The sequence below is a fragment of the Compostibacter hankyongensis genome (genome assembly GCF_039541075.1).
Lineage (GTDB): Bacteria > Bacteroidota > Bacteroidia > Chitinophagales > Chitinophagaceae > Compostibacter > Compostibacter hankyongensis.
On sequence record NZ_BAABFN010000002.1, the window covers coordinates 315,987 to 338,552 of the forward strand.

Here is a 22,566-nt window from a genome sequence, read left to right on the forward strand (position 1 = left end):
AGCGCGGTTATTTTTTAAAAGAGCGATATGAAGGCGGTATCCGGAGAAGAAGGTAGCTACCGTACCACCTGCTGTTACTGCGGGGTAGGTTGCGGCATACGGGTGCACAGGGATAAGAGCGGAAAGCTTTCCGTGGAGGGCGATCCCGCTTATCCCGTGAACAGGGGAATGCTCTGCTCCAAAGGAATGAACCTGCATTATACCGCCATGGACCGGAGCGACCGGCTGCTCTATCCGCAGTACCGGAATGACCGGGCAGCGCCCTTTTCCCGCATCAGCTGGGAGCAGGCCATGCATACCGCCGCCGGGACATTCCGGGAGATCATCGCGGAACACGGACCGGACGCGGTAGGCTTTTATGTGTCCGGGCAGTGTCTTACCGAAGAGTATTATCTGGTCAACAAGCTGGTAAAAGGGTTTATCGGCAGCAACAATATCGATACCAATTCCCGGCTTTGCATGAGCAGTGCCGTATCCGCTTATAAGATGGCGCTGGGAGAAGACAGCGTACCGGGATGCTATGAAGATATCGAGCTGGCGGACACCTTCCTGATTGCTGGCGCTAACCCCGCCTGGTGTCATCCTATCCTTTTCCGGAGAATAGAAGCGCATAAGGAAAAGAACCACGCCGTCAAGCTCATCGTGGTGGATCCGCGACGTACACAAACCGCTGCCGTCGCCGATCTGCACCTGCAGATCATGCCGGGCACCGATATCGTCTTATACCACGCCCTGGCCCGTGGGCTGATCGAAAACGGCTTTGTGGACGAGCCGTTTATCCGGGAGCATACCGAAGGATTTGCGGAGCTGAAGGAGCACGTCATGCAGCGGAGCCTGCAGGAAGCGGCGGCCATCTGCGGCATCAGATTCACCGATATCTACAAGGCTGTAAAGTATATCGGCTTCTCCGGGGGCTTTATCTCCCTCTGGGCCATGGGCCTCAATCAAAGCGTGGTAGGCGTCGGAAAGAATCTTGCCCTGATCAATCTTTCGCTCATTACCGGTAAAATAGGGAAACCTGGCTCCGGCCCCTTCTCGCTTACCGGCCAGCCCAATGCCATGGGTGGAAGGGAAGCCGGGGGGATGGCCACGCTGCTGCCGGCTCATCGCGACATGAGCAATCCCGCGCACCGGCAGGAGGTTGCCCGTTATTGGGGCGTGTCTTCCCTGCCGGGAACACCCGGGCTGACCGCCACCGAGATGTTCACCGCCCTGAAAGCGGGCAGGATGAAAGCCATCTGGATCATCGGCACCAATCCGATGGTCAGCATCCCGGACCTCAGCCTGGCGGAGGCCGCTATGCAGGAAGCCGCTTTTGTGGTAGTGCAGGATATGTCGTCCCGCGCAGATACCGTCAGTCATGCCCATCTCGTGCTGCCGGCGGCTACCTGGCTGGAAAAAGAAGGCACCATGACCAATTCCGAACGGCGGATCAGCTATCTTTCCCGCGTGGCGGACCCGCCCGGCGAGGCCCTCCCCGATACGGAGATACTCCTGCGCTTTGCGCAGGCCATGGGATGGGAAAAACATTTTTCCTATGACAGCGTTGCGGATATCTACAGCGAGCATGCAGGTCTGACCCGTGATACGCGTATCGACATCAGCGGACTGAGTCATGAGCGGTTAAAAAAAAGCAGCTTTCAATGGCCCGTACCCGGAGAGGCAGACCCGGGCACGCCGCGGCTGTTTACTGATTACCGGTTTTATCATCCCGGAGGAAAAGCAAGGATCCATGCCGTTCCCGACGAAAATCTTTCCGAGCCGGTTACGGAAGCCTGCCCCCTGGTGCTCACCACGGGCCGGATCAGGGACCAGTGGCATACCATGACCCGCAGCGGAAAGGTAAACAAGCTAAAGCAGCACATTCCCCACCCCTTTCTTGAGATGCATCCCGCTGATGCTGCAAAAAGGAATATCAGGGACGGCGATCCCGTTGTGGTTTCAAATGCCCGGGGCTGCGTGCAGGTGACGGCGCAGCTGACCGACCGTATAAAAAAAGGCGTTGTTTTCCTGCCCATGCATTGGGGCAAGCTGGCGGGCAGCAGCCTTGCCCGGGCCAACAACCTCACCCCTAACCTGGTGGACCCTGTATCCAAAGAACCCGACTTTAAGTTTTCGGCTGTGGAGGTAGCGCTTTATCAAAAGCCGCCGCAGCACATCATCCTGGCCGGCAGCGGCAGCGGGGCGGCCGCCTTCCTGGAAAAATACCGCCGGCTCAACACCGGAGACACGATAACCTGGTTCTGTCCTGCGGAAGCGGCCTGCCCCGATCCTTCCCGCGTGGCCGCGTATCTGCAGGGCCGGCAGGATTGGCCGCAGTCCCCGCAGGAAGGTCTGGAAGAGCTGCCGGAAATATCGTTGGTCCGCAACCGTGCCCTGCGGTCGGTGGACCGGAAAAATAAAACCGTTACCGATGATGCCGGTAACTGTCTGTCTTACGACACCTTGATACTTGCGGCAGGCTGCAAGCTGCCCTTTGATGCTGCCCGCCCCGGGGAGCCCGTTTTTTTTCTCCAGTATAAAACACATGCGGATGCGCTGCTGCGGCAGCTCCGTCCCGGTAACACCGTGGTCTTTACCGGCGGTAATCCCGCCTTGCTGGAGTTTGCCGCCATCCTGCGGCAAAAAGGCCTGGAGGTGCACATCCTGGTAAAGAAAAAAACGCTACTTGGCGATCTGCTGGACGACATCGCCGCTTCTCTGCTCGAAGACGTATTGACGGAGCTGGGTATCCGCCTGCATTATGGCGAACACGTTCTCGCATTCCGGTGCGACGGCAACGAGCGGCTGCTTACCCTGCAGAGCGGCGCCGTGCTTCGCTGCCATGCACTGGCCGGATTCTCCGGCGATGAGCCCGATACCGGTCTTGCGCAGCAAACCGGGCTGGATACCCAAACCGGTATCCGCATCAATCCCTTTTTACAAACCAGCGATCCGGATATCTATGCCCTCGGGGAAGGTACCGAGTACGAAGGCGTTTTTCCTTATCTGCCGGCTGTCGCGGAACGACAGGCCGAATGCCTGGCGCGCTGTATGCACGGCAATCTGTCGGCCGCCTACGACGGTGCAGTGCCCGCTTATAGCTGGCAGATAGCGGATATGCCCGTTACCGTTATCGGGAACGTCTGCCTGCGACCGGAAGAAGACGGCGAGGAAGTGGTTTTCCTGGACCGCCGCCGGCGCAGCTACAAAAAGTGCGTGATCCGGGGCGACCGGCTGTCGGGTGTGCTGTTTATCGGAGACCAGGAAGGGATAAAAGAATACCGCGAGCTGGTGGAGCAGGGAACGGAGCTGGCCGACAAACGGGAGCAGCTGCTCCGGCCGGGGAATGCCCGTCCCCCCGTGCAGGGCCGGCTGATCTGCAGCTGCCGGCAGGTCGGCGAGGATAACCTCGCGGCCGCCATCCGCAACGGGTGTAAAAGCATAGAAGCCCTGGGCCGGCAGACCGGCGCCGGCACACAATGCGGCAGTTGTAAGCCGGAGTTAAAAGAATTGTTGAGAAAACTCGGCCGGGTCTAACGCTGCGCTGTTGCGGTAACCCGGTAGATCACCCCGGTAGGACTTAAGGCCCCTACCTCGTTCTGGGTAACCATATAGATTTCACCGCCCTCATCCTCGCCAAAACTGTTGATGCGGAAGGGAAAGACATTGTCGGGCTTTCCTTCAAACCGGCAGTTATGCATGACCCAGCGGTTATCCTTTTTTTCCAGGTAAAACACTTTAAAGGCCCAATCGGCAAAGATATATTTGCCCTGCATGGCAGGGTAACGGCTGCCGCGGTAAACGTACCCGCCCGTAATGCTGACGCCCACGGTATGTTTATATTCGGCGATCGGCAGGAGGAAACGGCTTCCCTTTTTATAAGAAGCCGTATCGTAGATATGAAACCCTTCCATAGCGTGCCAGCCGTAATTACCACCTTTGCGGATGATATCCACTTCCTCGTAGGTATCCTGGCCCACATCCCCGCAAAAGAGTTCCCCTGTTTTTGTATCAAAGGAAATACGCCAGGGCATGCGCATGCCATAAGCCCATATCTCCGGGCGGGCTTTTTTTCCTAAAAAGGGATTGTCATCCGGCACCCGGTAAGGGTATCCATGATCCACGTCGATCCGTATGATCTTCCCGAGGAGCTGGTTGAGGTTCTGTCCGTTGCCGGTTGGACCGTGCTTGTCTCCCTGTCCGCCGCCGTCTCCGAATCCCATATAAAGGTATCCGTCGGGGCCGAACACGATGTTCCCCCCGTTATGATTTTCTTCGGGCTGATCTACTTCAAGGATGATCCTTCCCACGGGCTCGGCTTTGTCCGGATCGCCGGCTGATACATGAAATTCAGCCACTATGGACTTATTGTCAAAGCCTTTCTTTCCGGAGGGGGCGCTGTAGTGGACGAAAAAACGGCCGTTGTGCCTGAAATCGGGATGGAACGCAAAGCCCAGCAACCCTACGTCCATGTATTTGTTTTCCATTTTTACCAGCGATGCCCGTATGTCGAGGAAGGGTGTATTCAGCACTTTCCTGTTACGGATGATCCGGATCCTGCCGGCCTGTTCCCCGACAAATAACCTTCCGGAGCCGTCATGTGCGTTTTCCAACGCCACAGGCCCATCCAGGCCATCGGCCACTTTTTCGAGGCGGAATACCAACCGGTCGCTATCGCTTACAGGACCTGTACTGCCCTTTGGCGTACCGGAGCCGCTTTGTTCGCCGGTGGAAGGATGGCGACAGGCGCCTGCCGCGATCAGCAGGCAAAGAAGGGGAAGCAGGCATGCTTTCATAATACTGGTTTTTGACAACCGTTTAAACGGGTGAAGATAGCTGCCGGATGAGTCCCTCTATCCTGTTATAAGCTTTACGGGGGCTTTTCAATGGCAGCTGTAATTTACTGGAAATAAAGAAACAGCTACAGGAAATTATGTGAGCGGCGACCCGTCTTCCCCGGGTTCAAAAATATTTTTCTGATTTCTGTCCATTTTTGTCCCTGCCGATCGTCATGGATATGACATTACATTTAAATCACTAAAATGTACACAAAAATGGAACAGAGAATCAATGTCCTTGAAAAAGGAAAAAAGGCGATGGAAACCCTCTACGGCATCGGCGGCTATCTGCGGAAGTCTCCCCTTGGGGAGGATCTGCTGGACCTGGTTCATTTCAGGATATCGCAGATCAACGGCTGCGCCTTCTGTCTGGATATGCACTCCAAGGATCTGCGGGCAAGGGGTGAATCCGAACAACGGCTCTATGGCCTGAGCGCCTGGCGCGATACGCCGTATTACACAGACCGGGAACGGGCCGCGCTGGCCTGGGCCGAAGCGGTAAACCGCTGCGATGTGCCGGATGAGGTGTATCTTGAGGCAAAAAAGCAGTTCTCCGAAGAGGAGCTGATCGATCTCACCCTGGGCATAACGGCCATCAATACCTATAACCGCATCAACATCGCTTTCCGCACGGTGCCGGGCGGCTACGAGGTAGGGCAGTTTGCCTGATGAATACGTCAAAAAAACTACATTTGATAAACATTAAAAACCGAATGACATGAAAGAATTTCTGTTCATATTCAGGAACGACAACGCCAACATCCCCAAAGGCTCCCCAGAGGAAATGCAGGCGCTCACCAAACGGTGGATGGACTGGGTCGGCGGTATAGCCGCCCAGAACAAGCTGGTCGATCGCGGAAACCGGCTGGTACCCGACGGGAAGGTGGTAAGACCCGGTAAGGTGGTTACCGACGGTCCTTATGCAGACATCAAGGAATCCATCGGCGGCTATACGCTGGTAAAAGCCGATACCCTCGAGGAAGCCGCCGAGCTGGCCAAAGACTGCCCTGCGCTCACCCTTGGCGGCAACGTGGAGGTGAGAGAGATCGGCGTCCTGTAAAAAGTAAATACCTTTGTTATTTATGATGGTATTTACAGGAACGCATGGAAGAAAATGAGCTTTTACCGCATCTTTTCAGAACGGAGTACCGGAAGATCGTTTCGGTACTCTGTTCTCTTTTTGGCATCGAGCATATCGAGACCGCGGAGGATATCGTCAGCGATACCTTTCTGACAGCGGCTGAGCTGTGGGGCATGAAAGGACTGCCCGCCAATCCTGCAGCATGGCTGTACACGGTGGCCAAAAACAAGACGAGGGATCATCTGAGACGCGATAAGCTGTTTGCGCAGAAGATCGCGGTAGATATAAAAAACGATGCTCCCTTATCGGAGGATATTTCCATCGACCTGTCTGACCGGAACATCGAAGACAGCCAGCTGGCCATGATGTTTGCCGTTTGCCATCCTTCCGTTTCCACCGAGGCGCAGATCGCCCTGGCCTTAAACCTGCTTTGCGGCTTTGGTGCGGAAGAGATCGCCGACGCCTTTCTGACCCATAAGGAAACCGTCTACAAACGGCTGAAGCGGGCGAAGGAGAAACTGCGGGCCGAAAACGTGAAGATAGCCCAGCCTACGCAGCCTGAAGTCAGTAGCAGGCTGGACACCGTGCTGACCACCCTGTACCTGCTGTTTAATGAAGGCTATTATTCGGCTTCTCGGAACACCCTCCTCCGCAAGGACCTTTGTGCCGAAGCGATGCGGCTGACGCTGCTGCTCCTGCAAAATAAGCATACCGGAAACCCCGCTGTCAGCGCCCTCCTTGCCCTGATGTGCTTTCATGCTTCTCGTTTCGAGGCAAGAACCGACCGGGACGGAGAGATCATTTTGTATGAGGACCAGGACATCACGCTGTGGGATCATGAGCTCATCAAGAAGGGCGAATACTATCTGAACCTGGCCTCGCAGGGCAGCCGGTTGTCCCGGTATCACCTGGAGGCGGCCATTGCCTATTGGCATACGCATAAAGACGATACGCCCGAAAAATGGGAAAACATCCTCCAATTATATAACCAGCTCTTGCAGATGGAATATTCGCCGATAGCCGCCCTCAACCGCACCTACGCTCTTTCCAGGGCAAACGGGAAAGAAGAGGCCCTCGTGGCGGCTGCGCAGCTGGACCTGAAAGATCATCACCTGTATCATCTGCTGCTGGGACACCTGTATGAAGAGATCGATAACGAAAAGGCCCTGCAGCATTTTCATACGGCGCTGCGCCTGACCCGCTCGGATCCGGAAAAAACCGCTATCGGCAAAAATATCATCCGTTTGTCCGGAGCACGGGAAGTGTAGCAGAGGTTGGTCACGAAAGACATCCGCTAAGAGGTTTTTATTTTCAGCACATCCGGCCGCAGGTAAGGCTTATTCATATCCAGGGTTCCCTTATATGAATAAGGATCATCTCCCGCCACCATTACGATATCTCTTAAATCCTCCGTAGGAGGAAGCTTTCCGTCCTGGTCCCAGGGCAACATGGATTCCGCGCTCATGTAGTGATTGACGAGGGCCATCCGGAAGTTGTCTGTGCTTTTGTTCTTTAAGGAGCTATGAAAGGTATAGCCGTTAAAGAAAACCACGGTGCCGCTGCCGACTTCTACAGGGATCATCTTCTCAGGTGTATAATCCGAAACATTTACCGTATCCACATCTGCATATTCCCTGTTGTCATTGGGCTCGCGCCTGCGTATATACCCTTCCCTGTTAGAGCCGGGTATGATCCAGAGACCGCCGTTCTCAACGGTGGCATCGTCAATGGCAATCCAGGCTCCCGTAAGCGATCGGTCGCGGGTAGGGATATAATACTCGTCCTGGTGCCAGGCCTGCCCCGACTTACCGGGGCCTTTTACAAAAAGCATGGACTGCATACATTTCACGTTGGGACTGATGATTTTTGTCAATATCCCTGTTATGCCTTTGTGCGACAGATACCGGTGTATGACCGGTGATATCTTATGGGGGAAATGGATGGCTACGTATTTCTTCAGGACCTCTTCGTCCGTCTCACCATCGGTTACCTCCACAATCCCCTCCAGTTTCCCGCGTTTTCCTCTGAATATCTCCACTGTTTCCCGTTTCAGCTCGGCAATCTCTTCCCGGGATATGAGGTCCTTTGCCACCAGGTAGCCGTATTCACGGTAAAAGTCAATGTGTGCATCCGTTATTTTCCCGCCGGTTATCTGCGCGTCCTGTAGATTCATGATCCGTCTGTTTTTATTTGAGAAATAGCGTTTCCATTTCTTCCAGGGATTTTCCCCTGGTCTCGGGTATTTTGACCAGCACGTAAATAAGCGCTGCGCCGCAAAAAACGGCATAAGCGGAGAATGTCAATGCATTTCCTGCCCGGGCCTGCATGACCGGAAAAGTATAGGTGACGATAAAATCGGCAAGCCATAAAGCGAGCGTGGCGACAGACATGGCCAGCCCGCGGATCCGGTTAGGGAAGATCTCCGATAAATACACCCATGCCACCGCTCCCCAGGTGGCGCCGAATGCGCCTACATATACCAACATAGCGCACAGGATCACATAATGCTGAAAATAATGGTAGCGGAAACAAAGGGCCATGGCAGCCAGGGATAGCCCCATCAGTCCGCTTCCCGTCTTCAGCAGCAGCTTCCTGCCGATGCGGTCCACCAGCGTAATGGAGATCACGGTAGCGGCTACATTTACCAGTCCTATACCTACTGTTTGCAACAAGGAGGCCGAATCGTCCATGCCGGTATCCTTAAAGAGGACCGGCGCATAATAAAGCACCACGTTGATCCCGGTTATCTGCTGGAAAACGGCTATAAAAATACCCAGGGTTACTACCGGAAGATATTTTTTAGAGCACAGCTCTGACCATACGGCGCGTCCCTCGTTCCGGAAGCTGTCCTGTATGGCCCCGAGTGTACTTTCGCATGAGGCAGGATCCATGGTTTTGGAAAGGATACGGCGGGCTTCCACCAGCCGCCCTTTTTTTACCAGCCAGCGGGGCGTCTCCGGGACAAGCAGCAGCATCAGCCCGAACAGCACGGAGGGCAGCGCCTGGGAGGCGAACATCCAACGCCAGCTGCTGTCTCCTATACCGGCAAGTATGAAATTAGAGAGGTAGGCCAATAAAATGCCGGCTACAATAGCCAGCTGATATAATGCCACCAGCCGCCCTCTTCTGTCCGGCGGCGCTGTTTCGGCTATATAAAGCGGGGATACGATCGCGGCTGCTCCCACGCCGATGCCGCCTGCCATACGAAATACAATGAACAACGAAAGACCGGTGGATAATCCGGCGCCGATCCCGGACAGCGCAAACAACAGTGCGCACAACATGAGCGTAATACGCCGCCCGAAACGGTCCGCCGCTATCCCTGCGGCAGCGGCGCCTGCGCCGCAGCCGATGAGGATGGAGCTCACTGCCCATCCCAGGCTGTATTCATCCAGGTGGAAGTATGGCCTGATAAAGGGGATGGCTCCTGAAATAATAGCCGTATCGTACCCGAACAGCAACCCGCCCAGCGCCGCCACCACCGATATCCTGAGCACATATCCGCCACCTGCTCCGGAAGAATGTGCCTCGGTTCCTGCGGTGTGCACAGGCGAAAATTGTCGTTGTATGACTTGTCCCTGGTCCATATTTCCCTTGTCGTTCAATTTTACTTCTTCCGGTAAACGTCGAATAAATTTTCCCCGGCTCTGAAATCTTCAAATGGCCCGGGCGCGGGATTGTCCTTATTCCTTGGCTTGCCATAGTAATCGGTGTCGATCCGGATCGGCTGCCCGTCCGGCGCCTCATAGGGAAGACCCGAGATGACTGTTTTCCCCAGGAGTGCGGCAGTGACCAGCTTCCGTTTTTGACCGCTCATCCAGCCTTTATCGAACCTGGCCTGCAGCGCAAAGCCTTCCTGGCTCTTAATCAACCTGATCCCGGGATCAAAATTCTGCCCGACCACCGGACGGGCTTCCTTATCCGAAGGCCGGGCGCCATGCAGAAAAACATTCCCGTCCATCTTCGAAGACAATGCTACCGTATCGTATATACGCAGATCGGTATGGCCGGAAAAGATGTTGTTATAAAAGCAGTTGTCGCCCAGCGGATTGTCGTGAAAACCTGCTATACCGGTAGAATGGCGCTTGAGAAACGGAGTCTGTCTTGCGTCATAGGACATTACACGGACGGCGCCGGCGAACAGATTATGCAGGTAAGCGCCTCCCTGGGACCGGATGGTGACGGTCGCCCGGGAGAGAAACAGGTTGTTCACTACCGTAAAAGGGCCGTGATCCACCTCTACAAACATATCCCCGCCATTGTCGTTCAGCAGGTTCCCGGAAACATAGGTGCCCTGCGCCATCCAATCCAGCCAGATACCCAGGCAGGTCCGGTAGATATGGTTCCCCGTAATGCTTACATCCACCGCCGCATGGAATTTTATACCCGCCTGCTCTGCTCCGGCAAGCCAGCGCCTGCTGCAGATGTCGTGTATCGTATTTCCCGAAACGGTGCTGAATATGGCGCCCAGGCTGCCGACGATGCCCGCCTGTTCGCAATGAGCAATCAGATTGTTTTTTACCACATGATGGCCGACCTGCTCCGGGGTCCATCCGTCCTTGAGCGCACGTTGTACGGTCTCTACATATCCTCCCGCCGAATTGGCCGAAGTGTTATCCCACCTGTCGCCGTATTTGCCGAGAGAGATTCCCGAGCACATCGAATACCGGACTACATTATCCTCGATGACCCATCCTTTGCTCCAGTTGGGCCCGATGAGGCCGATCTGCTGTGCGGTAGGCGGCGCCCAGGGCGTAGCCGCATCTTCGAGGGTGAAGCCGCGGACCGTGATATAATCGATCCCCGTCTTTTCGGGATAGAATACGGTGCGGCGCACATTGATCTCAACCGTCTGTCTGTTGGGGTCTGCCCCGCCGAACCGAGCCCATATTGTGGTGCTGTCGCCATCTACCCTGCCGAACCATAGCGAATCGCTTTTCCCGCCGGGGGCCAGCACTTCATCGAGAGCGGCGGCTTCCGTCAGCCAATCGCCGTTAAGGTACACCGCACCGGAATGATGATCCCGGCCCCTCCGGTCGAACCAGTCGCCGTGGATAAGGTCTTTATACGGGTTAAAACCACCAAAAAATGAATTCGGTATTTTCACCCGCCATACCTCGTTTTTCACCCTTGTCCAGCCCTTGATCAACTCCGAGCCTTTGATGACCGCCTTTTCCCCGGGAGCCGCTTCATAAACGATACGTTTCGCATCAGACGCTCCTCCCCTCGGAGGGTTGACGTACTCCCGGTAAATTCCTTCGTGCACCATGACCGTATCGCCGGCGCGGGCCAGCTCCGCCGCGTGCTGTATGGTCCGCAGCGGCAGCTCCGGCGTACCGGGGTTGGCATCATTGCCTTTGACCGAGACATGCAGGGTTTTGCCGTAAGCCGCCGGGGCCAGCATAGCCAGGAGCAGGCATATCCCGGGCATTGCGCTCATTTTTATGCTCATACCTTTTTGTTTATACTGTTTTTCATTCCGTCGGTTGTGCATGGTACCTGTTTCCGGTATGCGGTCAGGGTATCGCTATCTTGAAAATTTTACTGTAATTATACTTCTTTAACGCATTGTCGGTACGAACGGCTATTCTGACATAATAGGTATCTCCCGAAATCAATCCGCTGACCGTATCGGTATGCTGCCCTGCCAGGATCGTTTCGTCGGGTATGCCGGACAGCTCGGTCTCCGCCTTAAGATCGAATACTACATTGTTCACCGTAGGGGCCTTAGAGACCAGGGTCTTCCTTTCGACGATCTTGTCAGACGCCCGGTCGCGGACAATTTTATAAGCCGTCGTCACCTTTCCCGAAGCGGGCGTCACCGTGACGTCTGTAACGGCCAGGAACGGGTCAACTTCAAAATTGAGCTCGGTATGACTCCCAACCTGAGCATCTACAGTATCTATAGTGAAAAAAGCGCCTTCCGTGGGGAGCACCTTATAGTCATTTTTGAAGATATGGGCGTTTTCATAGGTCCCGTCCGGCTTTCCAGAAAATGAGATCGGTGAATTGAGGCTCCCCCCTTTTTCGAACAATTTTATGGTGAATCCGCCCGGCTGCTCCGTCTGAAGGCCTTCGTGCGTAATCTTATCCGTGAGCTTCCCGTAGATGCCCCCGTCGGGAGCGGGATAATTGTCAATTTTTGAGCAGGATGCAAGGGCGGAAACCGCCGCTATAGCCATCCAGGTGAATCTCGATATCATGGCTTTATGGCTTGGCATGTCAGTAGTTGGGGTTCTGGATCAGGTTCGGATTCTTTGCGAGCTCGGCAGGATCGATCCGCTCGTGGTAGACACGCGGTTCGAACGTCTTCGGGAACCGGCCTGCAATACCTGTTTCGAACCGGTAAGCTTTTTGCTCTACATCATAATACGGTTTCAGCTGGTGAAACCGGGTGTTGTTGAACAGGCGGTCGGACAGGTGCCATCTGCGGTAATCCCACCAGCGCTGGTTCTCAAAGGCCAGCTCTACCAGCCGCTCATGTCTCACCCTCTCCAGGGTTACTTCTGCAGCATCCAGTAAGCGGATACCGGCCCGTTCACGGATCTCGTTTACGGCGGTTTCGGCATCCGCAGTTCTGCCCAGCTCAATTGCGGCTTCTGCATAATTCAGCAGCACTTCCCCGTAGCGGAGGTCGATCCACTCCTGGTCCGATCCCGAATAGGTAGCCCTCGACCGGTCCAGTGACGGGTCGAGGTATTTCCGGATATAAAAACCGGTCTGTGTCTTTTCATTTCCTCCCAGTCCGCTGAGGCCGGCGATATGCAGCGTGCCGTTTGCATTGTCCGGTTTATGCGTATGCACGTTATACATTGCGCTGTAATCTCCCGCTTCCCATTTGACGCCTTGGTCGTAAATACCTGCCTGTACGTCGATGACCGATCCCTGCCAGCTGCTGAAAGGTACGATAACCGTGGCCAGGCAGCGGGGGTCTTTGTCCCTGAACAGATCGGCCGGATCGGAATAGTAGACCGGCTTGCCTGCATCGTCGGTGAGCCTGAGCTTTCCCGGTGAGCCGTCGATATACTCAAACTGTTCTACGGATTCCAGCGTAGGGCACATCCGGGAGCTGTATCCATCGGGCCCCCTTACGCCGAACGGAAGATACCAGCAGTCATAACCGTGTGTTTTATCCGGGTAGGAAAAATACCGGGCAAGGATGATCTCCGGGTTATCTTCGTCGAGAAAGAGGGCGGAAAAATTGGCCGTTTTGTCGGAGTTTTTGTTGTACAGCGTAAATTTACCGGATGCCATCACCGCTTTTGCGGCGTCGTACGCCTCCTGCCAGTATTTACCGGCTTCCTGAGGGGGAATACCCAGCACGCCGCCCAGCATCACCTGTCCGTATGCTGCAGAAGAAGCGGCGTACAGCATTGCGCGCGACTTCAGCGTGAGGGCCGCATATTTTGTAACCCTGCCTTTTGTATTGACCTCATCCAGCAAAAGCGCTGCGCTGTCCAGATCGCTGGCAATGAAATCATATACGTCCTGTTCCTTATCCCGCTTTACCTGAAGGTCAGCCAGGTTGTTGCCGGTAAACTGCTGCACTTCCCTGATGATCGGTACCCCGCCGTAACGTTTTACCATCGCGAAATAATAATAGGCCCGTATGAAGTAAGCTTCTCCCGTCAGGGATTTCCGGACAGGGTCGCTTACAGCCGAGCCGGGCAGCTTGGCCAGGAGATCGTTTACATTCCTGATATTATTGTATCCCCACCACGGCGTCCAGGTGCCGTCGCCTATACCGTTGCGTTCGTCCCCGAAGCTGGTGATGGCTTCATCCGTATTATTGGATAACGCATTGCTGACCGGATAGAAGTTGAAGTCCTCCATGGGCAGCGCGTTGTACAGGCTGGCCATATAAGCGGTAACGGCCGATTCGCTCTTGAATACCTGGTCGGCGGTGAGGATATTCAGTGGCGGGATATCCAGTCTTTTATCGTTACAGGAGCATATCCCAATGACCAGCAATATTGCGATCAGGGAACCTGATATATTTTTCATAGTCATCTTCGATTTAGAGCGTGATGCTTACCCCGATGTCGTAGTTCCGGGTGATAGGATACAGGTAATTGTAGGTACCCGGGTCATGTTCGGGGTCTATGTATTTCAGCTTGGTCAGCGTATAGAGATTGAATCCGCTGAGATAGACCCTGATATGCTGGATATGCGCCCTTTTTAGCATACCTGGGGAAAAAGTATAGCCCAGCTCCACGCTTTTAAGCCTTGCATAAGAGGCTGACGGCCGCCAGAACTGGGAGTTCAGGCCGTCTGAGGGTGGGTAATTGGTGGCGGGAAACTTCCCGGGTATCCAGGGGCTCCCGGCATCGAAAATGTCCTCATGATGCCACCTGTCCATGAACTGGGTGAGGCTGTTGCGCCCCCAGGGCAAAGGGGCCCTTAGCTGCTCAATATATTCATAATTGTAGTTCGCCGCTCCCTGGAAAAAGATGCTCAGGTCAAAGCCGCGGAAGGTCATGGCGATGTTCAGCCCGAAGTTGATATCCGGGATATAGGAACGCCCGATCGGCACGACGTCCTGGTCGTCAATGATGCCGTCTTTGTTCACATCCTTGTATTTCAGATCGCCGGGTCTGAGGGTGGTATTGCCTTTGCCGTCCTGTATCGGAGAGGAATAGATATCGTCGTAAGACCGGAACTGCCCGATATAATCGTATCCCCAGTTGATATTATCCCAGCGGTTGAGCGGATTGTTCCGCCAGTTCAGGTAGGAGTTCCCGTCGGGGGCCCTTTCAATTGACGTGAGCTTTCCCCGTGTATAGGTCACATTGCCGGAGATATTATACTGAAAAGTTCCTTTGCGTCTGGCATGCCCCAGTACCAGCTCGAATCCCCGTCTCATGTCGGCGTTGAGGTTTTCCTGAGGAAGGGATGCGCCCACGGTGCCGGGAATGGTGAGCAGCCGGGTGCCCAGCAGCCCGGACCGGTCTCTCCGGAAGATGTCAAACTGAGCCGTGATCAGGCCACTGTTTATTTCCAGGTCTATCCCCAGGTCCTTGGTGGTGACCGTGTACCAGGTAATATAGGGATTCGGCATGCCGCGGAAGCCCAGTCCGGAAATGACTTTATCCTCGAAAATATAATTGCCGCCCGGATAATCATATCCGGTCAGGAACTGGAAGGTAGAGGCATTGTCGTCTCCCATCTGCCCCCATGATCCCCTGATCTTCAGGTTGGTGATAAGGGGCAGGGCGCTCTTAAAGAACGGCTCTTCCGATAGACGCCATCCGGCCGAAACATAAGGGAAGAATCCCCATCTTTTTCCGGCAGGGAATTTGGACGATCCGCCGTAATTGAAGCCGAACTCGAGAAGGTATCTCGACAGGTAGTCATAATTGAATTTCCCGATCACATTCTGATTGTCGTTCTCGATCAATCCCCCCGAATTCACCTGGGAGTTCTGGGCGTTTCCGGCAAAGAACTGATCCACATCGATGGAGAATTCCTTTTTGGCCCACATGTTATCGTTCTTTTCATGTCTTTCTTCGAAAACCAGGGACGCCTTTATATCATGTTTTTTGAGGAACTGCCGTTCATAGGTCAGCTGGCCCGTAAGGGAGCTCCGCTGGTAGGGCGTGTAGTTTTCGGTGAGATTGGAGGGACTGTTCTGGGTGCCTTTCGGTATATAAGTATCGGTAGACTTATCATAGTCGTAGGTCGAATAGGCCTTCCTCCATGCCCGCTGGTAGTAATCCTGGCTATAGAAGCCGTAAACGGCCTTTGCTTTTAAGCCTTTGAGAAAGGGCACCGTATAGTCCAGGACAAAGCTGCCGTCAAATGTTTTGGTCTTTGTCCGGGTATATCCGCCTATGCTGGCGGTAGACATGGCTACCGGGTTCCAGGGATAGGTCATGTCCTGGAGATAAGCGGGATTATCGTTGGCGTATATACCGTAGGTGGGTATATTCATCCATACAAACTTGAATATATTCCATGCCGTTTCACCGGGTTCGTTTTTTTCTTCCAGCATGCCATTCATGTTGATCTGAGCTTCGAGGTCTTCTGTTATCTTGCCTGTGACGCTCGCACGAACGCCGTATTTCTTATAATTGAGGTCGCCGCTTTTCCATAAGCCTTTTTCATTCAGCATGCTTAGAGCGGTGAAATAACGGATATGCTCATTGCCCCCCGTAACGCTTAGATTGTGGTGCTGCAGCGGCGCATAATCACGGGCTACCGCACCGTACCAATCCGTGCTCGGATAGGTGCCGTCTTTGAACTTCTGAATATCTTCCTTTGAGAAGGTCGTCTCACCTGGCGCCCTTCCGCCGTTTATCTCGTTCTCCGTGGTCAGCACGGCGAACTGGTAGGCGTTGCCCACCTCGGGTATATTGGTCACTTGTTGAAATTCATAAGAGCCGGAATAGGTGATCTGCGGCTTTCCGGTGCCTCCCTTTTTCGTAGTGACCAGAACGACGCCGTTCGCAGCCTTGATGCCGTACACTGCGGCTGATGCATCCTTGAGCACGGTAATGTCCGCGATATCATTTGGGTCAAGTCTGACGAAGTCATTTCCGGACGCTACGATACCATCTATGACCACCAACGGGGCGCCGAAGCCGCGAATATCGAAAGAAGTACCGTATGAGCCGGGCTCGCTGTTTCGTTGAGTCACCCGCAATCCCGGCAGCTTTCCTGCGAGCCCGGTGACCAGGTCGGGCGTGGAGATGGTCTTGATCTCATCCCCGCCTATAGTGGCGATTGCTCCGGTCACTGTGGCCCTTTTCTGCGTGCCGTAGGCCATTACCACCAGCTGGTTCAGCGAGGTCTCCGCTTCTTTCAGCGCCACATTCACCCCGGACAGGGCGCCGACGGCCACTTTCCGGGGAGCATAACCTACATAACTGAAGACCAATGTATCTCCCACGTGCCCGCTGATAGCATACGTACCGTCCGCGCCCGTGGTAGCCCCGGTCTGCGTACCCTGTATCACCACCGTTACGCCGGTAAGCGGCGTTGCTCCGTCAGCGGCGGTTACTGTTCCGCGGATATGTCGCCCCTGCTGTGCAGAAGCCGGTTCCTCGTAAAGGATAAGGATAAGCAGCAAAGATGTTCTGGCGATATGCCGGATGAGATGAGTCAAGTTCTTGTACATAACGGAGAGGATTGGTTATCTTTTGCAAATCTACCTTCCCGGAGGAGCCGTTGTCTACTACTTTTTTATTGAAAACATAAACTATTTTAATAAAGAAGCTATATTTAGGACGGTAAAAAAATAAATATAGTAAGATGAAGCCTTTCGTGCAGAAGCTCCCCCTTACGGAAGAAATTTCATTTGTGGCCCGTACCTACCGTACGCCTGATTTTGAAGTATCCTGGCACCAGCATATCGAGTACGAGCTTATTTTTTTCATGGAAGGGGCCGGAATGGCTTTTATCGGCAATTATATAGGCGAGTTTAAAACCGGGGATGTGTTTTTTCTGGGCGCCAACCTGCCCCATACTTTCCAGAAAAGACATAAGAAACTCGTCACCGGCGCTGTGGTGGTTCAGTTCAGGGAAGATTTCTGGGGAGAGGGCTTTATGGACCTGCCGGAAAACAGGGATATCAGAAAATTATTCGAAACTTCCATACAGGGATTGCAGATAACGGGGCAAAGTAAGCTGCTGATGGGGCGGCTGATACACGATCTTGAGGGTGCATCCGGTATGGACAGAATCGTGAAATTATGCCAGTGTCTGCAGATCATGGCGCAGACGCGGGAATTTGTACCGTTGTCCACCCAGGAAGTAAAACAATATAATCACAGGGATAAAGAGCGTATCGAAAAGGTTTTCCAGTATACGATAGAATCTTTTGCAAAGCCCACTACGCTGGAGGAAATAGCACGGATAGCCCACATGAGCGTCCCTGCATTTTGCAATTATTTTAAGAAAAGCACCAAGAAGACATACATTAATTTTCTGAATGAGGTCCGGATAGGGCATGCCTGTAAGCTGCTGGCGGACACAAAGCGTACCGTTCTCGATATCTGTTATGAGAGCGGATTCAATACGCTTGCCAATTTCAACAAGCAATTCTTCCGTATTAAAAAGATGACCCCTTCGAGTTTTCGTAAATTGATGTGCTAATCCCTTTTGTATCTTGTATTTTGGGTAATCCGTCTACCGTCGTGTTTAAAATTCCTTTTCTCCGAATTCACTTTTGGGAAGCTGCACCTTGCTGCCCAGCTTATTCAGGTTAAAGCTGATATTGATCATGAAAACGTCGGTTTCATAAATATAGTTGGTGGTGGTATAAAAATCGGGGCCGCTCGTGGTAATGCGCTGTTCGTTGGAGCCGAGAAAGCCCATGTCCATATTTTGCCACTGCAGCATTACGGCGATCTTGCCATCCATAAAGGTCTTTTTTACCGATGTATTCGGGCTCAGGAACCTGGAATCTTTTCCTTGAGCGGTAGGGCGCGTAGACAGATAGTTTACATTTCCCTGGATGCTCCAGGTGGGGCCTAATTGGAAATTGGTGTTGGCATTGACAGCGTAAACCCAATCCGAATTCTTCACATCGAATGTTTCATCCAGTATCTTAAGATCTCCCCTGATCTTATACTGATAGATATTCGCACCTGCATAAAGATCCCACCATTTTGTGATCCGAATATCTGTTTCCAACTCGATCCCGGTTAAACGCGCTCTTTCCGCATTGGTATAGACCCGGTTCAGGATGGTATCGGCATAGACGCTGTTGACCCGCTGGATGGGATTCTTTATATCCTGGTGGTATAGCGTTGCAAAAAAGGATCCCAGACTGAAACTCTTGATGATACCGGCCTCCCACAGGTCCACAAATTCCGGCAGCAGGTCCGGATCACCCTGTTCCAGCGTTTCCGAATGTTCCCGCTCCGGGATGGGGTTCAGCTGGTAATTATCGGTGCGTTGTATCCTTCTGCTATAGCCGGCCTTGGCTTTCCAGCCCCGGCCCAATGTATAGAGCAGGCTGGCGGAAGGAAACAAATTCGATAGATACAAATGATGAGGAGCCGGGTCGTAGGATAGCCGGACCGTCCTGGCGGCATATTCATAACGCAGCCCCCCGACATATTCCAGCTGTCCCGCTTGTCCGCTGTATTGGCTATAGGCGGCATTGATCTGGTTCTTTGACTGTACCGTGCCGGCAAATCTTTCCGGATCGGGAGGCACGGGCGCCGGCGTGACCTGGTAGCCGAACTCGCCGTCTTCGGTGTCGTATCTGAACTGATAACCGCTTTCCAGCTTCCCTTTACCGATAGGGAGCGCATAATCCAGTTTGGCCCTGTAGCCGTGGATCGGCTTCTTATAAGGATTAAAAACATATTGTATGGTGTCCGCGCCCGGCTTTGCATTCTTCAGGTTCCTGTTTTTGGTATCTCCGTAGAGGTTATCCCATTCATACAGCACAGAAGCGGATAGTGTTGATCTGTTTGTAAAAGTATGCGTATAGTCCAGACTGCCTAAGGTAAAAGTACCTTCTTTCGTTTGCAGGTTGGAATTGTAGTAAGGGCTTTTTTGAAAAGGTGTATCGGCGCCGGTACGGGTTTTGGTATTTTTATAGAAAATATCTGCCAAGCGGGCCTGGAACTTCTTACTGGTGGAAAAACCCAGCGAGAAAGCGTTGCCGGCATCAGGAGTGAAACCTATGGATACCCTCCCGGCATAGTTATATTTGTCAAAGCTCCTTTCGCCCTCAGAGGGAAAGTGAGTGGTGTAACCTTTTGTACTGTTAATGGTGTATACATCCCCTACCCGGTAGCCTTCCACGTCATTTCTGGTATAATCGGCCCCGGCGGCGATATTCCATTTCCCTTTCTTGTAATTGAAGGCCGCATCCCCTCCGAAGCGGACAGGTTTTTTTAAGTTCCCGTAATCCGTAGTGCTGGGTAATCCGCCCTGAACGTTCGCAACAAAAGTAAGGCCATCGGCAGCGCCTTTTTTTGTGATGATGTTGATAATGCCCGATTTGCCATCGGGATCATATTTGGCGGATGGCGCCGTGATCAGCTCAATATCGGCAACGGCGTTTGCGGGAAGCTGGCTCAATGCCGATTGCGCATCCGTTAATACCGGCTTGCCGTTGATCAATACCAGAAAACCGGTGGAGCCCCTCATCATGATCCGGCCTTCCCCGTTTACAGAGACCGACGGCAGGTTTTTCAGCACATCCAGCGCCGAGCCGCCTTTTGCAGCCTCAAACTGACCGGCTTCATATACCTGCTTATCGATCTTATTATAATTTTCTACCTTTTTTCCGGATACCTTTAGCTCGTCGAGCATTCTCTGGTCGGGGATAATTGTAATATCGCCAAGGTCTGTATTGCGGCTTTCCGAAAGCACGAAGGAAGGAATGGTCTTTTGCCGGTACCCTACAAACTGGACCGTCAGATAAAAGTCGCCCGCCTTTAATCTGCCGAGCTCAAATTTACCGGTTGAATCGGTGATCGTCCCGTTTACCAGGCTTGAATCCCCTGTCCTGTATAGCGCAATGCTTACATAACGCATGGGCAAGCCGGTCAGCTTATCCCTGACCAGGCCGCGAACACCGGCATGCTGGGCCAGTAACGCAGATGGAATGATCAATAAAAAAGAAATGAAAAAGATGTAACGTCCCCGACGGCCTGTTGTCCGGCTCATATACCGAAAATTTTCCTGCAAAGAAAATTACTGGCCGGTATAAAGTTTGGTATAAACAGTACTTTTTATGGTAATATTGAAAATAATCCCCTTCCGGAAACCTTGCAGATGAACCGGTTTTTGTCAGGCTTCTTTTTTTGGCTCAGAAAGCTCAATCAAATTCCCCCGGTCTTTTATATCACAGACCGGAAAGACTGAGGGGTGACCCCCGTAAACCGCTTAAAGTACTTTACAAAATGGGAAGGGTCTTTAAAAGCCAGATGAAATGAAATTTCAGAGACGGTGCTGTCGGTATATAATAGCAGCCTTTTGGCTTCGCTGACAATGAAATCCGAAAGCACCTGCGCGGCCGGCTGGTTAACTGCTTTCCGGCAGGCGGCATTCAGGTTCTGGGGTGTAGTGCTCAGCAGGCCGGCGTAATGCGCTACTTTGTTTTTTATGATCTTGTCGCGGCTTAATAATTCATGAAACTGCTGGTACAGGTCAGACTTGGCTGGCTTGTCATTGCCGGCAGGCTTGGCGGTCTCCAATATCTTTGCCAGCAACGCTTTCAGGAGGCCTTCGGTAATGGGGAAAGCGTTTTCATGGCCCGTTTTATATTCCTCGGCGAGCAATCCGAATAATTGAGTAATGGTTGCACTGTCACTAAGGTACAGGCAGTTATGGACGCTTATCTTGATCAGTAGCAGTTTTAGCTCGCCGTCGAGGCTCCTGTCGATAAACGATTTTTTCAATATCATTACATATCCATCCGGTTCACTGAGAATCTTCCAATGGTGAACCTGTTCCTTCCTGATAAAAAAAACGACAGGCGGCTTAATGTCATATTCGCGGGTATCAATGGTATGCTGTCCGCTGCCTTCTGCCAGGTAAACGATCTCAAAATAGTTTTTATGCTTATGCGGCTCCGTCACACGGGTTCCCTGGCGGAATTTCTCAACTTTGATATGCTGCTCCGCAGCGATCTTATTTTTAACCGTAAGTGCTTTGTTATGTAAAGAGGTCTGTTTCATAGCGCCGCGGCTAAAATAAGGTGTTTGATCCGGATTGTGGCATACAGGATCGCTTTCCCGTAAGCTATTCGGTTTTAAAAGCTATACCTGCGGCGTAAACCGGCCAAAAGCTATATTCCCAAGCTCAAGCGCCGGGTTGCAGACAGGAAAAATCAGAAATTAATGACAGCAATCCGGGCCGCAGCAGGCTGCTTTTCCCGCTTTTTCTGCATACACGGTGATGCTTTGAATACCGCCTCCCGTAGCTTTAAATTGATTAATCTGTTCCGCAGACAGATAAGCAGCCAGTATATCGTCGGGTATTTCGACAGCCTTTTCCTTTTGAAGGGTGATATTTGAAAATCCGTTTTTTGCTATCAACCCGAGATATTCCTCTTTTTGAATGGCTCCGGCTACACATCCCGCGTACATTTCGGCTGCCTGTCTTAATGCGGCCGGCAACTCGCCTTCCAGTACGATGTCCGATATGCTGAAATGACCACCCGGCTTCAGCACCCGGTATATTTCACTGAATACTGTGTCCTTATTGGGAACAAGGTTCAGCACGCAGTTGCTTACTACGACATCCGCCATATTGCCGGCCACGGGCATGCTTTCTATATCTCCCTGCCTGAACTCCACGTTGTTATAGCCCAGCTTTTCTACATTAGCCCTGGCCTTTTCAATCATTTGGGGGGTAAAATCTATACCGATTACCTTGCCGGATTCGCCCGTTTCCCTGCGGGCGACAAAGCAATCGTTTCCTGCACCGGAACCCAGGTCAATGACGGTGTCTCCCGCTTTAATTTGAGCAAATTGCGTCGGTAAGCCGCAGCCTAAACCCAGGTCGGCGTCAGGGTTATAACCTTCCAGTTTGCTGTAATCTTCGCTCATTATATTGTAAACCTCTGTAGAGCAACAGCCCGACCCGCAGCAGGATGCCTGGTTTGTGTCTTTATCCTGGGCGGCAATTTCCCCGTATTTTTGTTTTACCAGCTCTTTTAACTCCTGTTCGTTATTCATGATTATATCAATTTGAGATGAT

The 22,566-nt window shown here is 52.8% G+C and carries 15 protein-coding genes; 5 read left to right on the forward strand and 10 right to left on the reverse strand.

Annotated features, from left to right (window positions below; genetic code table 11):
* Positions 1 to 27: 27 nt before the first annotated feature.
* A complete protein-coding gene (locus ABD851_RS06165; RefSeq protein WP_344977094.1) occupies positions 28 to 3,519 on the forward strand; it encodes a molybdopterin-dependent oxidoreductase in 3,492 nt (1,163 codons plus the stop codon).
* On the opposite strand, the gene ABD851_RS06170 is transcribed toward ABD851_RS06165, so the two are convergent.
* Positions 3,516 to 4,778 carry a PQQ-dependent sugar dehydrogenase gene (locus tag ABD851_RS06170; protein WP_344977097.1) on the reverse strand — a complete coding sequence of 421 codons (1,263 nt, stop codon included), beginning with the start codon at positions 4,776 to 4,778 and terminating at the stop codon, positions 3,516 to 3,518. The two genes, ABD851_RS06165 and ABD851_RS06170, sit on opposite strands and share 4 nt — an antisense overlap.
* A 258-nt stretch (positions 4,779 to 5,036) precedes the next feature.
* Here ABD851_RS06170 and ABD851_RS06175 point away from each other — a divergent pair, with 258 nt between their 5' ends.
* From ABD851_RS06175 to ABD851_RS06185, 3 genes are read left to right on the forward strand one after another with little or no spacing between them, the layout of a single operon-like run.
* Positions 5,037 to 5,489 (forward strand): carboxymuconolactone decarboxylase family protein, encoded by a 453-nt coding sequence (locus ABD851_RS06175; RefSeq protein ID WP_344977100.1) that lies wholly within the window; start codon positions 5,037 to 5,039, stop codon positions 5,487 to 5,489.
* A gap of 49 nt (positions 5,490 to 5,538) precedes the next feature.
* Positions 5,539 to 5,880, forward strand: a complete 342-nt coding sequence (locus tag ABD851_RS06180) for a YciI family protein (protein WP_344977103.1) — start codon at positions 5,539 to 5,541, stop codon at positions 5,878 to 5,880.
* A 44-nt stretch (positions 5,881 to 5,924) separates the two neighbouring features.
* The gene (locus tag ABD851_RS06185) at positions 5,925 to 7,169 is read left to right on the forward strand and encodes an RNA polymerase sigma factor (protein WP_344977106.1); all 1,245 of its coding nucleotides are present in this window, start codon (positions 5,925 to 5,927) and stop codon (positions 7,167 to 7,169) included.
* Positions 7,170 to 7,195: 26 nt separating this feature from the next.
* Here ABD851_RS06185 and ABD851_RS06190 read toward each other — a convergent pair whose 3' ends face one another.
* From ABD851_RS06190 to ABD851_RS06215, 6 genes are all read right to left on the reverse strand, one after another.
* Positions 7,196 to 8,074 (reverse strand): phytanoyl-CoA dioxygenase family protein, encoded by an 879-nt coding sequence (locus ABD851_RS06190; RefSeq protein WP_344977109.1) that lies wholly within the window; start codon positions 8,072 to 8,074, stop codon positions 7,196 to 7,198.
* A gap of 13 nt (positions 8,075 to 8,087) precedes the next feature.
* Entirely contained in the window at positions 8,088 to 9,449 is a 1,362-nt protein-coding gene (locus ABD851_RS06195; protein WP_344977112.1) for a sugar porter family MFS transporter, read from the reverse strand.
* A 59-nt stretch (positions 9,450 to 9,508) separates the two neighbouring features.
* The gene (locus tag ABD851_RS06200; RefSeq protein WP_344977115.1) at positions 9,509 to 11,353 is read right to left on the reverse strand and encodes a right-handed parallel beta-helix repeat-containing protein; all 1,845 of its coding nucleotides are present in this window, start codon (positions 11,351 to 11,353) and stop codon (positions 9,509 to 9,511) included.
* Between the two features lie 64 nt (positions 11,354 to 11,417).
* Positions 11,418 to 12,104: a DUF3823 domain-containing protein gene (locus tag ABD851_RS06205; RefSeq protein ID WP_344977118.1), complete on the reverse strand. Its 687-nt coding sequence runs from the start codon at positions 12,102 to 12,104 to the stop codon at positions 11,418 to 11,420.
* Positions 12,105 to 12,123: 19 nt separating this feature from the next.
* On the reverse strand, positions 12,124 to 13,905 hold the full coding sequence (locus ABD851_RS06210) for a RagB/SusD family nutrient uptake outer membrane protein (RefSeq protein ID WP_344977121.1): 1,782 nt from the start codon (positions 13,903 to 13,905) through the stop codon (positions 12,124 to 12,126).
* Between the two features lie 13 nt (positions 13,906 to 13,918).
* On the reverse strand, positions 13,919 to 17,017 hold the full coding sequence (locus ABD851_RS06215; RefSeq protein ID WP_344977124.1) for a SusC/RagA family TonB-linked outer membrane protein: 3,099 nt from the start codon (positions 17,015 to 17,017) through the stop codon (positions 13,919 to 13,921).
* A gap of 134 nt (positions 17,018 to 17,151) precedes the next feature.
* Here ABD851_RS06215 and ABD851_RS06220 point away from each other — a divergent pair, with 134 nt between their 5' ends.
* Positions 17,152 to 17,994, forward strand: coding sequence for an AraC family transcriptional regulator (locus ABD851_RS06220; protein ID WP_344977127.1), 843 nt, complete (start codon positions 17,152 to 17,154; stop codon positions 17,992 to 17,994).
* Positions 17,995 to 18,039: 45 nt separating this feature from the next.
* On the opposite strand, the gene ABD851_RS06225 is transcribed toward ABD851_RS06220, so the two are convergent.
* The 3 genes from ABD851_RS06225 to ABD851_RS06235 all read right to left on the reverse strand — a co-directional run bounded on the left by ABD851_RS06225 (position 18,040) and on the right by ABD851_RS06235 (position 22,544).
* Complete coding sequence (locus tag ABD851_RS06225; RefSeq protein WP_344977130.1) at positions 18,040 to 20,529, reverse strand: TonB-dependent receptor domain-containing protein; 2,490 nt, start codon at positions 20,527 to 20,529, stop codon at positions 18,040 to 18,042.
* 173 nt (positions 20,530 to 20,702) lie between these two features.
* Positions 20,703 to 21,542: a helix-turn-helix domain-containing protein gene (locus ABD851_RS06230; protein ID WP_344977133.1), complete on the reverse strand. Its 840-nt coding sequence runs from the start codon at positions 21,540 to 21,542 to the stop codon at positions 20,703 to 20,705.
* A 159-nt stretch (positions 21,543 to 21,701) separates the two neighbouring features.
* The gene (locus ABD851_RS06235) at positions 21,702 to 22,544 is read right to left on the reverse strand and encodes an arsenite methyltransferase (protein WP_344977136.1); all 843 of its coding nucleotides are present in this window, start codon (positions 22,542 to 22,544) and stop codon (positions 21,702 to 21,704) included.
* Positions 22,545 to 22,566 lie beyond the last annotated feature (22 nt).

What these genes read in the sequence shown, in the direction of transcription:
- ABD851_RS06165 (WP_344977094.1), top strand. Translation starts at nt 28, where the DNA reads ATGAAGGCGGTATCCGGAGAAGAAGGTAGCTACCGTACCACCTGCTGT.
- ABD851_RS06170 (WP_344977097.1), bottom strand. Translation starts at nt 4,778, where the DNA reads ATGAAAGCATGCCTGCTTCCCCTTCTTTGCCTGCTGATCGCGGCAGGC.
- ABD851_RS06175 (WP_344977100.1), top strand. Translation starts at nt 5,037, where the DNA reads ATGGAACAGAGAATCAATGTCCTTGAAAAAGGAAAAAAGGCGATGGAA.
- ABD851_RS06180 (WP_344977103.1), top strand. Translation starts at nt 5,539, where the DNA reads ATGAAAGAATTTCTGTTCATATTCAGGAACGACAACGCCAACATCCCC.
- ABD851_RS06185 (WP_344977106.1), top strand. Translation starts at nt 5,925, where the DNA reads ATGGAAGAAAATGAGCTTTTACCGCATCTTTTCAGAACGGAGTACCGG.
- ABD851_RS06190 (WP_344977109.1), bottom strand. Translation starts at nt 8,074, where the DNA reads ATGAATCTACAGGACGCGCAGATAACCGGCGGGAAAATAACGGATGCA.
- ABD851_RS06200 (WP_344977115.1), bottom strand. Translation starts at nt 11,353, where the DNA reads ATGAGCATAAAAATGAGCGCAATGCCCGGGATATGCCTGCTCCTGGCT.
- ABD851_RS06205 (WP_344977118.1), bottom strand. Translation starts at nt 12,104, where the DNA reads ATGATATCGAGATTCACCTGGATGGCTATAGCGGCGGTTTCCGCCCTT.
- ABD851_RS06210 (WP_344977121.1), bottom strand. Translation starts at nt 13,905, where the DNA reads ATGAAAAATATATCAGGTTCCCTGATCGCAATATTGCTGGTCATTGGG.
- ABD851_RS06215 (WP_344977124.1), bottom strand. Translation starts at nt 17,017, where the DNA reads ATGTACAAGAACTTGACTCATCTCATCCGGCATATCGCCAGAACATCT.
- ABD851_RS06220 (WP_344977127.1), top strand. Translation starts at nt 17,152, where the DNA reads ATGAAGCCTTTCGTGCAGAAGCTCCCCCTTACGGAAGAAATTTCATTT.
- ABD851_RS06225 (WP_344977130.1), bottom strand. Translation starts at nt 20,529, where the DNA reads ATGAGCCGGACAACAGGCCGTCGGGGACGTTACATCTTTTTCATTTCT.
- ABD851_RS06230 (WP_344977133.1), bottom strand. Translation starts at nt 21,542, where the DNA reads ATGAAACAGACCTCTTTACATAACAAAGCACTTACGGTTAAAAATAAG.
- ABD851_RS06235 (WP_344977136.1), bottom strand. Translation starts at nt 22,544, where the DNA reads ATGAATAACGAACAGGAGTTAAAAGAGCTGGTAAAACAAAAATACGGG.